This window comes from Enterobacter sichuanensis, assembly GCF_002939185.1.
Classification (GTDB): domain Bacteria; phylum Pseudomonadota; class Gammaproteobacteria; order Enterobacterales; family Enterobacteriaceae; genus Enterobacter; species Enterobacter sichuanensis.
Genome location: NZ_POVL01000001.1, coordinates 32,471 through 46,455 on the forward strand (window position 1 = coordinate 32,471; position 13,985 = coordinate 46,455).

Here is a 13,985-nt window from a genome sequence, read left to right on the forward strand (position 1 = left end):
CATTCCCCCGCCTTTCTCCCGTACACTTTCCTGCTGCGAAAAGGCTTAGTTGCATTTAAGTAACGCCTGCTGTTTTCCTGAACGTCAGCTCGTCACACTAGAGAGAGGTAACCCGGCCGCCTGGAGGCTGACAGACAACAGGACAATGGAGTGACAGCGCATAACCTGATCGATACGCCCCCCCGGTTAGAATACATCTCTCAGGAGATCGTCGGCATCAAGCTTGAGCCCATCGTCGCCCTCCGCTCCATGCACCAGGTGGGGGTGGAGGTCCTCAGTGTCCTCAGTGAATCACGGTACAGTGAGGGCTTTTTCGGCGATCGGTCTGCAGAGTGGTCGATATCGCTGCTTGAAGCACAGCTTGCCGCGTTAAAAAATACGCCGCGCGGTCATAACCTTTTTATTAATCTGCCGATAACCGTCCTGACAGAGTCTGCGCCTTTTCAGCGGCTTATCAGGCTGCCTGGCGCGCCGCTCCATATTGAGATTGTCGACCCCGCAATGTTTCTGGCGCTGTCTGCGGCACAGAAGCAGCGCGTCATTGAGAATCTGATGCAGCTCAGAAACCGGGGGCACGCTGTCTGGCTGGATGACGTAGATGAGATTCTGGTGCAGTCGTTTTTATCCAGCCGGCTTCCGTTAAGCGGCATCAAAATAGATAAGGAAGCATTCTGGCGTTTACGCGACACCCCTGCGCTGAGGCAACTGGTTTCCCGCTGCTTTCAGCTTGCCGGGCATGTGCTTATCGAAGGTATTGAGACTGAACGCGATCGTACCTGGGCACTGGAGGCAGGCGCCGATCTTGGCCAGGGATATTACTGGCCGTCCTGGACATGGCCGGAGGATTAAAACGCCATTTCCAGGAGGGAGGCCATGCGAATGACAGTGCGCCGTTACCGGCGGCGGCGTACAGGAAGTGATGCACTGGGATTTACGCGCTCACCTTTTACTCCCCCCTTTTTCGACCGGCTCGAGTTTTTGAGCCAGTCCATCAGCCAGCCCCGCAAAACAGATGCCCCGTTTATCATTCTGGTGACGGAAGATCACTTCCTGCGCACCGGTTTTCTCAACGGGCAGTTTCCCCTGAGCAGCTGCTGCGACTACGCCACGCTGGACGACGCCCTTGTCGCCCAGACACAGTGGCCATCAGCCCGTCTGGTCGTCGATATCGAAAGCCGCTCCACGGGCCTTCTGGATAAACTGGATCAGCTGCGAAGGCATAGCCTGTTTCCGCCTTTCCTTACCCCCTGGCTGTTAGTCCGGGCCGATAACTACGATACCCGTCTCTTCTGCAAAGCGGCGGGCCCTTTTCATGTGCTCGAACGCCAGCTGAACGCCACAGCCCTCCAGCATAGCCTGCTGAATACCAGCCCCCCTCAGGGCTCCGACAAAGAGTGGTTCTCCCGCAACGAATGGCCAATCCTGCAGGAACTCTCCCGGGGCAAGACGCTACGTCAGATTGCCCTTATGCAGAACCGTCCCTATAGCCGCATTATCTATCGTCTCAGCTGTATTCTGCTGAAACTGGGGCTGAGCCATCGCCAGGAATTGCTTCACCTTCTTAATAACCTCTCAGACTGCACGTTTTAACCCACGCGCTAACCCCTTATTTCCTAAAGCGCTTTAGGAATTTACTTACCATTAACGTTGCAAAAATGTTAATTTTTAACATTAAATTCGAAATTACAACTATTCCTAATTTATGGGCGCAAACCTTGTGAAATGCCACAAATTGAAGGAATTACAGTACTTTCCTCCATCCGTTAAGTGAATGGAGAAAGCGTTAACAGGATGATAATGATGTAAAAACAAGCAGCTTAGCGGCGGCGCCCTGGAGTAAGAAGCGAAGCAGGTAGCATGTTCTCCTGTGCAACAGAGGCGTTTATCCGGGTTAACCCGGGTACTTTCAGATGAAGGTTTGACGGCCCGTGAGGTCAATTTTTCACCTCATCATCGCGGGTTCGTCCTCTGAAATGACGCGCGTTTTTGTTAACAATAAATTAACACAAAGAGATATCTGTTATTTTTTGTTATTACATAAAGATGAAAATATGCGGTAAATGGGATAACAGGATATTTCCGCTAATTTTAAAAAAATAGCGATTCAGATCCAGAAGATAATATAAACCAATACCCTGCGATTAATTTACAGGGTTTTCGGAAAAAACTTACACGGTATAATAAGAAGCGTATCAAATATGAATAAGAAATACCTTTTTGCCAACACCATCCAAATGAGATGACCGCGCTGAGGCATAGTTCTTTTCACTACGTCAACAAGGATGCTTTCGCTCTTTCCAGGGAAATACTACGGTATAGGGATCTGCACTTTTATCCTTCCGGCATTTCGAGAGTTTTACAAACTCTGCATAACGCTTTTAACAATCTGAGGCATTAAAAATGAAACCGGCATCCGTTATCATTATGGACGAACATCCTATCGTCAGAATGTCGATAGAAGTCCTGCTACAGAAAAATAAGAATATCGTCGTCAAGCTGAAGTCTGGCGATAGCCATGAAGTCCTTGACTGTATCCGCAATCACCCTATCGATCTGGTGATCCTTGACATTGAACTCACGGGCACGGATGCCTTTGCTTTGCTAAAGAGAATCAGGAACTTAAACAAGGACATCAAGGTTCTGTTCCTCTCGTCTAAATCTGAGTCATTTTACGCAGGTCGCGCCATTCGCGCCGGAGCAAATGGTTTTGTCAGTAAACGAAAAGATTTGGGTGAGATCTACAACGCAGTAGAAATGATCCTGATGGGCTATTCATTTTTCCCGTCAGAAACGCTGAACTTTATTAATCATCTGGGTTCGGGGAAAGGAATGGCAGCAGATATGCCATTATCGAATCGTGAGGTCACGGTATTACGTTATCTGGCGAATGGATTATCCAATAAGGAAATTGCTGAACAGCTACTATTAAGCAACAAGACCATTAGTGCGCACAAATCCAATATTTATTCCAAGCTGGGTGTACAGAGCATCGTGGAATTAATTGATTACGCCAAAGCGCACGAACTGCTATAACCTGAATTCACTCCCTGCAGCTTATCTGAGCTTCAGGGAGTGCGGTCAGTGTTAATTATAATTAATCATGAAGGTCGCATCCGCATCAGCCCGACCGGGCTGAGGGTTATCTGCAGTGGCGATATAATTGGCATAAAACGACAATGTCGCATTCCCCAGCGCGTCAACCGGGACCGACTGGCTGGCCTGCTGGAGAGCCAGACGCGTTTTATCCGCATCCCTGATCTCAACCGCGACATGACTTGCCGTACTGGCGTCATTCAGCGCCAGCAAACCGTTATTGCTCCCGTCGGCTTTTCCCGAAAACGTAATCGAGGCTGCACCCGGCGGACAGCCAGTCAGCTTCAGGGTAAACGGCATAGGCTGCGTACGGCTCCCGGTGGTGCTGAGCTGTTTGGTGGGCCAGGTGCCCAGCGTGACGGTTTTGTCGCTGTCGCTGCCCTCCGCAACGCAGGTAAAATCGACAATATTGCCGGACATCTGAATATTGATCTCGCCCAATGCTGTCGCTGACCACGCGTTGGTCTGAAACATCACCAGCGCCAGCGCAGTAACATGTCCTTTCCAGTTCCGCATCTCTCCCCCTTAATCGTAATCCACGCGGAGATAGCCGCGAGAGGTGAACCGGCCTTCTGCGGGTTTATTCCCGGTAATGCTTACCGGCCAGACGCGGATCCCCACCTGCGCCTGTGCACTATCATCCAGGCGGAACGGAATTTTGCTGTTCAGGTTGTTAGGCGTCAGAGGCGTGCCGCTATCGTTCGCCACCACAAATCCCAGATCGGGGTTATCGGAAACCAGCGCATTGCCAGCGATTTTTTCCGCCTCGATACGCATCGTCAGATACGCATTGGCCTCCACGTTCGTACACTTAATGGCAATGGTTTTACTTTGTGGCGAGACTTTCTGGGGACGGTTTCCGGCACCCGCCTGGCTGAACAACGACGCGCCGATATCGCCAAAATCGAACTCCACCACCTGCCCGGCATTTATCGCGCAGCTTTGTGGCACCTGAATGGTACCGCTATAGCTGATGGTATACACCGGCGTATTCAGGGAGTCAGATGGCGTGGTGGTCACATATACGGTGAACATGGTCCGTTTCGGGATCACCACCATGTTGATGAACCGTCGGGTGACTCTCAGGCGAAAGACCAGCTTTGAGTCGGTAACCGGAAACGCCTTGTTCTTTGGAACGTTAGGGTGCTCCCCCATCTGGATGTAGTTCGCCGGCGGATAGAACGTCCCCGCGAAGTCATCGTGGATCTGCATCGCGCCATCAAGATAGTCATTGAGCTTCACATACTTGTAGCTATCAATCACCGTCGTTATCGGCAAACTGGTGACGTAGCTACGCATGGTGGACTTGCCTGTCGTCCCTCTGGGACATATGGCATTCACGCCGACCAGCCCGGACTTTTGCGCCAGGGTCACAATCTGCCCAGGCTTGTTATTGGAGCTGTTAAAAACGTTTGAGAGATCGTAGGAGATATCCTTCGCCACCCCATTGGCGTTCTGACAAATCGTTGCCCAGGCGGGCATCGCGCTGCACAGCAGCGCAAAGCTCATTACGTTGCGTAAAATGCGCATCTTTGGATCCCCGTTAACGATCACAGCTGGCCCCCGCCATGGTAATGGCCTGGTTCTGACTTTCAGGCGATAAGCGATAGTGAGCGCGACATTGGGACTGCGCCCCGTCGCCCCACTGGATCAGCAGTTCGCCTTCCAGCGGCAGCCCACTCAGGTAAATCTGCCCGTCATCCCCTACCATGCTGGTCACCCCGCTTTGCGTTTCGCGGACCACCGCGCCAAACGGCACGGGCTGGTTGCCGCGCGTCACCGTCAGCAGAGCGCGCACGCCGATGCGGGTATCAAAGCTGGCGCGCACCAGCGCGCCTTTGGTCGGCACCACGCTGCTCACGTTATTTTCGATATCGGTGTTGTTACTCATGGTGTTGGTATCCAGCGCCACGCGGTTATAGCGGTAGACGGTGGCATACGGCATCACCGCATAGCCTCGCCAGTCGGTTTTCACGCCGGTCTGGTTCTCGACGCTGACGCCGGATGCCCCCGGGGCTTTGATCAGCACGTTGGTGTCACCCAGCGGCTGGCTGAAGGTCACGCCGTCAGCATGGCCGACCACCCCGCCGGAGAGCTGCCAGTTGAGATCGTGCTGATCGCGGCTGTAGTTGTAGCCCACGCCCAGCGTGCCGTAGGTCGCCTGCCAGTTGGCGCTGGCGCTTCCGCTTGAACCATTGGTGCTGGTGTGTCCCTGGGTCACGCTGTAGTTCAGGTTGCGATCCTCCAGCAACGTTCCGCTGACCCCGGTTTGCCAGCTCGTGTCGCCATCGCTGTTTCGACTGGCGGATGCCGTGGCGTAGGCCCTGTCGATGGCGCTGTCCCGGCGATAACCCTGACGGGTAAAGAGGCTGAACGGCACGGAGACGTTAAACGAGGCGATCCGGTCGGTACCGTCGATCCCGACGGATTTGTTCCACGACCACGAAACGGAGTAGTTGATCCCCTTCACGCCCCCCGCGTACCCCAGCTGATACCAGAGGTTCGACTCGTCCGTTCCCCAGTAGGTTTGCTCGCTGCCGGAGATATACACCGAGCCGTAATCTCCCAGCGACTGAGAAACGTTGAGCTGGAAGCGGCCTTTTTTATTCCACGTCAGGTTGTGGTAACTCTGCACGTCCGGCACATCGTTATCGTCCTGGCTTTCGGCATACTGATAGCCTTCCATTGAGCGCCAGGCGACATCGTCCAGGGTATAAAACCCTTTTGTGGAGTAGCGGTAGCCCAGCAGCTGGAAGTTGGTGCCGAAGCCGTTAAGGGATTTCGCGTAGAGGAAGCGCAGAGACTGCCCCTCATGTTTGCTGTCGTCCGCAAGCTGGCTGCGGGCATGGGTAATATCGAGCGAGACCGCTCCCCAGTCACCGAGGTTTTTACCGGCCCCGATGGCCACCGCGGTATAGCGTGACGCGAGCTGCGTGCCGCCGTAGAGCGTGTAGCCGTTGGCAAGGCCGGTAATCAGGGTGCCCTGGGTGAAGAACGGCGTATCCTGGTCGCTGTTGCCGCTGCGGTAATCCCCGGCCACCAGGTCATACTTCCAGCGCCCTTCACGCTGCAGGAGCGGCACGGTGGAGTACGGCACGGTATAACGCTGCTGGGTGCCGTCTTTCTCTTCGACCGTCACCTCAAGGTCACCGCTTGAGGAGGTCGGGTTGAGATCGCTAATGGCAAATGCGCCCGGCTGCACGTAGCTTTGATAGATCACGTAGCCGTTCTGACGCACCACCACTTTGGCGGGCGTCCGGGCAATCCCGCGCACGGTAGGTGCGTAGCCCTGCAGGCTGTCCGGGTACATGCTGTCAGACGAGAAAAGCCGCCCGCCACGAAAACCGACGCTGTCAAAAACGTCATTCCCGGTATTGCTGTCGCCCAGCACCAGTTCACTTTTCAGCGGGATAACGGTGCGCTGCGCCCAGGTGCCAATGTTCTGCCACTCGTTGTGGCGCTGCCCGTTGGTCTGCGTGTAGCGCCAGGCGCCGTTATTTCGTAAACGCCAGGCGCCGTAGTTCAGGCCGCTCTGCAGGTTCAGGTAGTAGCTGTCGTCTTCGCTTCCCCGGTTGCCCGTGAAGCTGTAGTTCACCAGGGCCGCGGGGATGCCTTCATCCCATTGTTCAGGTGGGATGTAGCCCCGGGCGCTGTTCTGCAACGCCACCTGCGGCAGGCTGACGTTCAGACGCTGCGAGGCAAAGTTAAATACCGTTTCGCTGCCGGGTATGGCCGTGGTCAACGGCACGCAGGTCTCGCCCTGCACCTTAGCCAGCTCAGGAAACGCCGCCACATTCACGCCGAAGCGATCGAGCATCGCGCGCGTAATACACGCCGACAACCCGCCCGCTACCGGCGGCGCGTCCCCGGCCTGCTCAAAACGCACGTCCTGGGTGCCGATAAACTCATCGTTACGCCAGATATCCACGCGATAAACGCCGGGTGCCTGCTGGTGCCCTTGTTCAAAACGCGACAAATCCGCCACGCTGGCGGCGTCGTCGGAGAGAAAGGCCGGGTTGAAGTAACTTTCGCTCCAGCCAGCCTGTGGCCAGAGCGCCGCCATCAGCGCCAGCGCAACCGGGCAGTAACGTCTCTGGTGGTTTTTCATCGCCCTGACTCTGCTCACAGGTTAACGCTACGCGCCGGTGTGATGGCACCGTAGTCATTCACGCTCTGCCAGGAGAGCGTGCCGCCGGCACCGGCTGGCAACACCTGCTGCGCCGCGCTTTTTGGCGCCACCATCAGGTTATCCAGCGGCTTGCCCCCCAGCTTCAGATTGACCAGGGTGATGTAATACGGTGAAGCGTTGCTGACTTTAAGATGGTTACCCGCACGCTCAAACCGCAGCTGGGAAAGCGCCTCTTCCGGCTGCATCGCCAGGTTGTTCGGGCGCACAAACAGCTTGATGCGCGAGAGGATCGCCAGCTGCAGCACGTTATTGTTTTCCGTTTTCGCTTTGTTCACTGACGGGATCGCCTTCACGTTCATGTAAAAGAGCGATTCGCGGTCGGCAGGCAGCGCAGGCCCGGCATAAATAATACGCAGCGTGTTTTCACTGTCCGGCTCACTCACAAACAATGGCGGAGTGACGGCAAAGGTTTTTTCTTTTTGCCCGTTTGCATTTTCGATCCACGCGTTAATTAAATAGCGTTCTTGTTTATTGCTGTTGGTGATCGCCAGCGATGTTTGCTTCGCATCGGCCGGGTAAATAACGCGGGTGGCCCCCAGCGCAATACCGCCGGACGCATTCGCGCATGCAGAAACCATCATTAAAATAAACGCTAAAAAAAGTCCTGGTTTAATTCGGGTATTCATTACAACCGTACCTTTAATAATGTGTTCGCAGGTGTCAGGGATAAATCAACGTAAACCAGACATCCGACTGAATTTTGCCTGGCTCGAGGTGTTCGGAAATTGCCCGATAGCGGGCGCTAAAATGGAACGTGAGCTCACGGGTATCGACCGGCAGCCAACTGACGGCCGGAGCATTAGGGATAATCTGACGCTGCTGTTCGTCAAAGAGCGCCAGGCCCACGCCGCTGCTGACAGGTGTCTCACCTGGCCGCGATGTTGCCAGAAAAACCTGCGGATCTTCTGCGGGCGTGACGCCCTGAAACTGAATCCCCACGGTGCGCGAGACATCAACGCTGCAGTCCAGCAGCCGCACGGTAAAAGGCACGTTCACCGTAGAAAAACTGCCCACACCGGAAAATGAGTTGGTTCGGTACTGCCCCATGTCGATGCGCATTTTCTGGCTGTCCGGCGCCACAGCGCAGCCGCCGTTCACCAGCTCACCTCTGAGATGCACTTTGCCCCCGTCGATCACCACGGTATGCGCCGATACCGGGCCAGCCATCGCAAGGGTTAACAGCAGTAGTGTTCCAGTCCTTGTCATCCTTCGTTCCTGGCTTTAGCGTATGACGGGCCTCGTCCGTGAGGCCTGAACATCCCTGTGCGGAGGAATTACTCGTATTTCATTACGAAGGTGGCGTCAGCGTTCGCCTGGCCTGGCTCGGTGGTTGCAGCCGTTGACTTATAACGCGCGGTGAATTTCAGGGTGTTAGTCCCTTCGATCAGGGTCTGCGCAGCAGAGAAGGTGGCACCGTCTGGCGTCAGAACGCTGGATTTGCTGTCGAGGATCTCGATACCTACGCCTTTCGCGGTGTTGTCGTTGCTACCGGAGCTCACGGCCAGCAGGGTTTTGTCAGTTGGGTCGATCTGACCGGTGAACGCAACGGCTGCGGTTTTGGCCACCAGCGGATCGCAGTCGTTCAGTTCGATGCTGAATGGAATATTAGAGGTGGTGTCGCCCACTTTAGTGAATTTCGCGGTACGATACTGACCCAGATTAACGGTCTGCTCGGAAGAATCCGTATTTACTGAACAAGCAGCGTTAACCAGCTCACCTTTAAAATGTACGGTACCGCCATTTACGGAAACCGGGGTAACAGGATCTGCTGCATTTGCGGCACCCGCTACCAGGGCAAATGTGGCAATAACAGTAGAAGCAATGTTGCTGAGTTTCATGTCTATTCCTTTAAAATGTAAATAACCCTTCCCGCGAATAATCGGGAATAAGAAATACGTTCAATTGATGAATTGAAAGCTTATTTCGGAGGAGACAAAGTAGCTCAGGAAGTGTTTTTTAAATATGTCAAAACGCTGCCATTTCGCCAGGTCACATCCTAATCCCGCCTAAGAAATTGACCATCCCTTAAGAAGGGTTTTTACGCCCCACAGATGAAAACTCGTAAAGGGTGACTGACAGCGGCGCTCGCTTCTGACAAAATACAGGCCATCCCCCCTTTCAAACGTTACAGACGGAATCTTCTCTCTGATGGCAGCAAAGATTATTGACGGTAAAACGATTGCGCAGCAGGTGCGCTCTGAGGTCGCGGAAAAAGTGAAGGCGCGTAAAGCGGCCGGAAAGCGCGCCCCCGGGCTGGCCGTTGTGCTGGTTGGTAGCAACCCGGCATCGCAGATTTATGTCGGCAGCAAACGCAAAGCGTGTGAAGAGGTGGGCTTCGTCTCCCGCTCTTACGATTTGCCAGAAACCACCACCGAAGCAGAACTGCTGGAACTGATTGACACCCTGAATGCCGATAAAGAGATCGACGGTATTCTGGTTCAGCTGCCGCTGCCTGCAGGCATCGACAACGTGAAGGTGCTGGAGCGTATCGCGCCGGATAAAGACGTTGACGGTTTCCACCCGTACAACGTCGGCCGTCTGTGCCAGCGCGCGCCGCGTCTGCGTCCGTGCACGCCGCGTGGTATCGTGACGCTGCTGGAGCGTTATAACATCGACACCTACGGTCTGAACGCTGTGGTTATCGGCGCGTCCAACATCGTGGGCCGTCCGATGAGCATGGAGCTGCTGCTGGCCGGCTGCACCACCACCGTGACCCACCGCTTTACCAAAAACCTGCGTCACCACGTCGAGAACGCCGATCTGCTGATCGTCGCCGTCGGTAAGCCGGGCTTTATTCCAGGCGAATGGATTAAAGAGGGGGCGATTGTCGTGGACGTCGGGATTAACCGTCTGGAAAACGGCAAGGTGGTCGGCGACGTGGTCTATGAAGACGCCGCGGCTCGCGCCTCTTACATCACGCCGGTACCGGGCGGCGTAGGCCCGATGACCGTAGCAACCCTGATTCAGAATACGTTGCAGGCATGCGAAGAATATCACGACGTAGAGGACGCGTAAGATGGCGACTTTTTCATTAGGTAAACATCCGCACGTTGAGCTGTGCGATCTGCTGAAGCTGGAAGGCTGGAGCGAAAGCGGCGCGCAGGCCAAAATCGCCATTGCCGACGGGCTGGTGTTAGTGGACGGCGCGGTGGAAACCCGCAAACGCTGCAAAATTGTCGCGGGCCAGACCGTGAGCTTTGAAGGACAGAGCGTGACCGTTACGGCCTGAGTCCCCTCACCCTGACCCTCTCCCCAAAGGGGAGAGGGGATAAAAATCCCCTCATACCCATCACGGTTATTTATCGATCCACTTCAAATAATCACTATTTCCTCTGTTGAAAAGTGAAAATTCAGTTGCGCGTTTTTCACGCTTTGCCCACGATAAGTAGAACGTTCTACTAAAACGTTCTACTTACAATAACAGCGCCAAAAAAGCGCTACTCGGGGGGACATCAGCATGAGTCTGATATCAGGGTTTGTTAAATCGCTGTCTAAGTTATCGATGATTGGTCGCGCCTTAATGCTGCCAATTTCACTGCTTCCCGCTGCGGGCCTGCTGCTGGCTTTCGGCGATAAGTTTCATCTGCCGCTGATGATGAACGCGGGCGGGGTTATCTTTGATAACCTGCCGATGCTGTTTGCCATCGGCTCTGCCGTGGGTCTGGCGTCGGAGTCTGGTATTGCGGCGCTGTCTGCGGCCGTTTCGGTGTTTGTCACCAATATCACCATCAGCACCGTGCTGAGCATCACGCCGGAAATGGCCTCTCAGGGCGGAAAGTATGCCATGGTCGTCGGCATCCCGACGCTGCAGATGGGCGTCTTCGGTGGCCTGATCTGCGGTATTCTCGCCGCCTGGTGCTATAACCGCTTCCACACCATGCAGTTGCCGGAGTTCCTGGGCTTCTTCTCCGGTAAGCGCTTCGTGGCGATTGCAACGGCGTTCCTTTCATTCCTGATGGGGCTGCTGCTGCCGTACGTCTGGCAGCATATTCAGGCCGGTATCGACGCGCTCTCAGTGGTGGTTAACGGCGATAATCAGGCAGCGTCGACCTTTATCTTCGGTCTGGTGGAACGCGCGCTGATCCCGCTCGGTCTGCACCATATCTGGTACCCGTCTTTCTGGTATTCGTTTGGGGATTACACCACCCAGGCAGGCCAGGTCATCCACGGCGATCAGACCATCTGGTTCAAGATGCTGGAAGAAGGGGTGAAATCCTTCAGCAGCGACACCTACCAGAACGCCGGTAAGTTCATGCAGGGTGAATTCCCGCTGATGCTGTTCGCGCTGCCCGCCGCATGCCTGGCGATGTACCACGAAGCGCACACTAAAAATAAGAAAATCGCGGCCGGTATTCTGTTCTCCGCGGCGCTCACCTGCTTCCTGACGGGGATCACTGAACCGGTTGAGTTTACCTTTATCTTCGTGGCGCCGATCCTGTACGTCTTTAACGCCATCATGGCAGGTCTGGCCTACATGACCATGTATCTGCTGCATGCGCATATCGCCAAGTCGTTCTCCGCGGGCTTTATCGACTACCTGTCATTTGGGATCCTGCCGTCATTTAACGGCTACCAGACTAACTTCCTGAATGCCATTATCATCGGTATTCCAATGGGCCTGATCTATTACTTCACGTTCCGCTTTGTGATCCGCCGTTTCGACGTGAAAACGCCGGGCCGCACTGAGGTCACCGCCAATGCGGATGAGAAGTCAGATTCCGAGCTCGCAACCGAGATCATTACCCTGCTGGGCGGCGCGCATAACATCGACTCTGTCGGCTCCTGTATCACCCGCCTGCGCCTGGAAGTGGCAAAAAGTGAGGCGGTAGACCGGGACGGGTTGAACGGACTCGGCGCGCGCGGCGTGGTCTTCGTCGGCGACAACGGTATTCAGGTGATTTTCGGTGCCAGAGCACAGTTTATCGCCCAGACCATGTCCACCATGATCGGCAAATAATAAGATGCCTCAACGACGCGTCTCCTGTACGCTGGGAGACGAGTCGTATCTGGCTGATAATCGGTTAATTTCAGGGAGCGGTTTTGAAGAAAGTCAGCATTATTGATGTCGCCAGGCACGCGGGCGTGTCGGTCTCAACCGTCTCGCTGGTGCTGCGCCAGAAAGGGAAAATCTCAGAGGCAACGATCGAGAAGGTCAACGCTGCCATCAATACGCTGGGCTATGTTCATAACGTCGCCGCAGCCAATCTTCGCGCCAACACCTCCAACCTGATCGGCCTGATCCTCCGTGACTTTAGCGACAGCTTTTCCATCAAGGTGATGGCAAGCATTGTTCAGGAGCTGGAGAAACAGGGGTATATGGTTTTTCTCGGCCAGCCGCTGAACGATCGGGAGCATTTAGAGCGTACCCTGCTCTCCTTTAAGCAACAGGGCGTGGCGGGCGTGATCTATCTCGCGTCCGATACGCGCGCCTCCACCCTGCCGGAGCAGATTCGCCAGTGTCCGCTGCCGCTGGTGGTGGTCTCGCAGTCTCTGCTGGATGAAAAATGTAACCTGGTGATGCGCGATAACCGCCAGGCGGCGAGCCTTGCCGCGCGCTATCTTATCGAACGTGGTCACCGCAACATCGCCTACATTGGCGGGCGTGAAGGCTGTCTTATCCGCGAACAGCGCCTGCTCGGATTTCGCAGCGCGATGATGCAAAACGGACTGGTCTGGCGCGACGAAAGCTACCCCGCCTGTAGCGATGACACACAGGCCGCGGCCATCGCCACCCGTCAGTTGCTGGAGAAAAACAACACCATCACCGCCCTGCTCTGCCACTCGCCGGATGCGATGATCGGTTCCATCTCCGGTATTCATCAGGTTGGACGTACGGTGGGTAAAGATGTGTTTCTGACGCAGCAGGTCGCGCTGGTCGGTTTCGAAGATATGCTGCACGTTAACCTCACCTCGCCGTCGTTTACCTATGTCTCCTCCGCCAGCGACGAGACCGGGCGTCAGGCTGCGGGGCTTATTATCCGCAAGCTGAAAGAGCCGACGCTGCAAACGCAGCGCATTACCCTCTCCGGGCAACTTATAGCCCGGGAATCGGCGTAAAATCAGAATTTAGCACAGGTCAACTGCCGCGAAATGGCTGCTACAGTTCCATGATTTGCCATGGATAAATACGATGCCTACCGTTATTACTCACGCTGCTGTTCCGCTTTGCCTGGGCTTAGGTCTCGGTACCCGGGTCATTCCTCCCCGCCTGCTGTTTGCCGGAATTGTCCTCGCCATGCTGCCGGATGCCGACGTGCTGGCGTTCAGGTTCGGCGTCGCGTACGGCAACGTTTTCGGGCATCGCGGCTTTACCCATTCTCTGCTGTTTGCCTTTGTGGTGCCGATACTGTGCGTCCTGATCGGCCGACGATGGTTCAGGGCAAGCCTTGCGCGGTGCTGGCTGTTTTTAACCGTGTCATTGCTGTCGCACAGCCTGCTGGACGCCATTACGACAGGCGGAAAAGGCGTCGGCTGGCTGTGGCCGTGGTCAGATGAACGCTTCTTTGCGCCGTGGCAGGTGATTAAGGTCGCGCCGTTTGCCCTGTCACGCTATACCACGCCGTACGGGCATCAGGTGATCATCTCTGAGTTGCTGTGGGTGTGGTTGCCGGGGGTGGTGCTGATGGGGATGTTGTGGTGGAAGAGGAGGTAAAAGCAAAACGGCAACTCACGTTGCCGTTTTTAGTGTTTGCACCCTCTCCCT

General features: G+C 55.2%; 14 protein-coding genes. 8 read left to right on the forward strand and 6 right to left on the reverse strand.

Annotated elements, in window-relative coordinates:
* The first annotated feature begins 150 nt into the window (after window positions 1–150).
* The 3 genes from C5687_RS00155 (at window position 151) to fimZ (ending at window position 3,033) form a co-directional block, all read left to right on the forward strand.
* Window positions 151–849 carry an EAL domain-containing protein gene (locus tag C5687_RS00155; RefSeq protein ID WP_104556200.1) on the forward strand — a complete coding sequence of 233 codons (699 nt, stop codon included), beginning with the start codon at window positions 151–153 and terminating at the stop codon, window positions 847–849.
* A 24-nt stretch (window positions 850–873) separates the two neighbouring features.
* On the forward strand, window positions 874–1,590 hold the full coding sequence (locus tag C5687_RS00160) for a helix-turn-helix transcriptional regulator (RefSeq protein WP_025756110.1): 717 nt from the start codon (window positions 874–876) through the stop codon (window positions 1,588–1,590).
* Between the two features lie 810 nt (window positions 1,591–2,400).
* The gene (fimZ, locus tag C5687_RS00165; protein ID WP_025756111.1) at window positions 2,401–3,033 is read left to right on the forward strand and encodes a fimbria biosynthesis transcriptional regulator FimZ; all 633 of its coding nucleotides are present in this window, start codon (window positions 2,401–2,403) and stop codon (window positions 3,031–3,033) included.
* A 51-nt stretch (window positions 3,034–3,084) separates the two neighbouring features.
* Here fimZ and sfmF read toward each other — a convergent pair whose 3' ends face one another.
* The 6 genes from sfmF to fimA all read right to left on the reverse strand — a co-directional run bounded on the left by sfmF (window position 3,085) and on the right by fimA (window position 9,120).
* Window positions 3,085–3,609: a fimbria assembly protein gene (sfmF, locus tag C5687_RS00170; RefSeq protein WP_025756112.1), complete on the reverse strand. Its 525-nt coding sequence runs from the start codon at window positions 3,607–3,609 to the stop codon at window positions 3,085–3,087.
* 9 nt (window positions 3,610–3,618) lie between these two features.
* A complete protein-coding gene (gene fimH / locus C5687_RS00175) occupies window positions 3,619–4,623 on the reverse strand; it encodes a type 1 fimbria D-mannose specific adhesin FimH (RefSeq protein WP_025756113.1) in 1,005 nt (334 codons plus the stop codon).
* 13 nt (window positions 4,624–4,636) lie between these two features.
* Window positions 4,637–7,201 (reverse strand): fimbrial biogenesis usher protein, encoded by a 2,565-nt coding sequence (locus C5687_RS00180; protein WP_104556201.1) that lies wholly within the window; start codon window positions 7,199–7,201, stop codon window positions 4,637–4,639.
* A 14-nt stretch (window positions 7,202–7,215) separates the two neighbouring features.
* Window positions 7,216–7,908, reverse strand: a complete 693-nt coding sequence (gene fimC, locus C5687_RS00185; RefSeq protein WP_045286673.1) for a type 1 fimbria chaperone FimC — start codon at window positions 7,906–7,908, stop codon at window positions 7,216–7,218.
* A 34-nt stretch (window positions 7,909–7,942) separates the two neighbouring features.
* A complete protein-coding gene (fimI, locus tag C5687_RS00190; RefSeq protein ID WP_104556202.1) occupies window positions 7,943–8,488 on the reverse strand; it encodes a type 1 fimbrial protein subunit FimI in 546 nt (181 codons plus the stop codon).
* Between the two features lie 68 nt (window positions 8,489–8,556).
* Entirely contained in the window at window positions 8,557–9,120 is a 564-nt protein-coding gene (fimA, locus tag C5687_RS00195) for a type 1 fimbrial major subunit FimA (protein WP_025756117.1), read from the reverse strand.
* Between the two features lie 310 nt (window positions 9,121–9,430).
* Here fimA and folD point away from each other — a divergent pair, with 310 nt between their 5' ends.
* From folD to C5687_RS00220, 5 genes are all read left to right on the forward strand, one after another.
* The gene (gene folD, locus C5687_RS00200) at window positions 9,431–10,297 is read left to right on the forward strand and encodes a bifunctional methylenetetrahydrofolate dehydrogenase/methenyltetrahydrofolate cyclohydrolase FolD (protein WP_047957921.1); all 867 of its coding nucleotides are present in this window, start codon (window positions 9,431–9,433) and stop codon (window positions 10,295–10,297) included.
* 1 nt (window position 10,298) lies between these two features.
* The gene (gene ybcJ, locus C5687_RS00205) at window positions 10,299–10,511 is read left to right on the forward strand and encodes a ribosome-associated protein YbcJ (RefSeq protein WP_045286674.1); all 213 of its coding nucleotides are present in this window, start codon (window positions 10,299–10,301) and stop codon (window positions 10,509–10,511) included.
* A 228-nt stretch (window positions 10,512–10,739) separates the two neighbouring features.
* Window positions 10,740–12,239 carry a PTS transporter subunit EIIC gene (locus C5687_RS00210; RefSeq protein WP_025756120.1) on the forward strand — a complete coding sequence of 500 codons (1,500 nt, stop codon included), beginning with the start codon at window positions 10,740–10,742 and terminating at the stop codon, window positions 12,237–12,239.
* A gap of 83 nt (window positions 12,240–12,322) precedes the next feature.
* Window positions 12,323–13,339, forward strand: coding sequence for a Mal regulon transcriptional regulator MalI (gene malI / locus C5687_RS00215; protein ID WP_104556203.1), 1,017 nt, complete (start codon window positions 12,323–12,325; stop codon window positions 13,337–13,339).
* Between the two features lie 73 nt (window positions 13,340–13,412).
* On the forward strand, window positions 13,413–13,934 hold the full coding sequence (locus C5687_RS00220) for a metal-dependent hydrolase (RefSeq protein ID WP_095452321.1): 522 nt from the start codon (window positions 13,413–13,415) through the stop codon (window positions 13,932–13,934).
* Window positions 13,935–13,985: the final 51 nt, after the last annotated feature.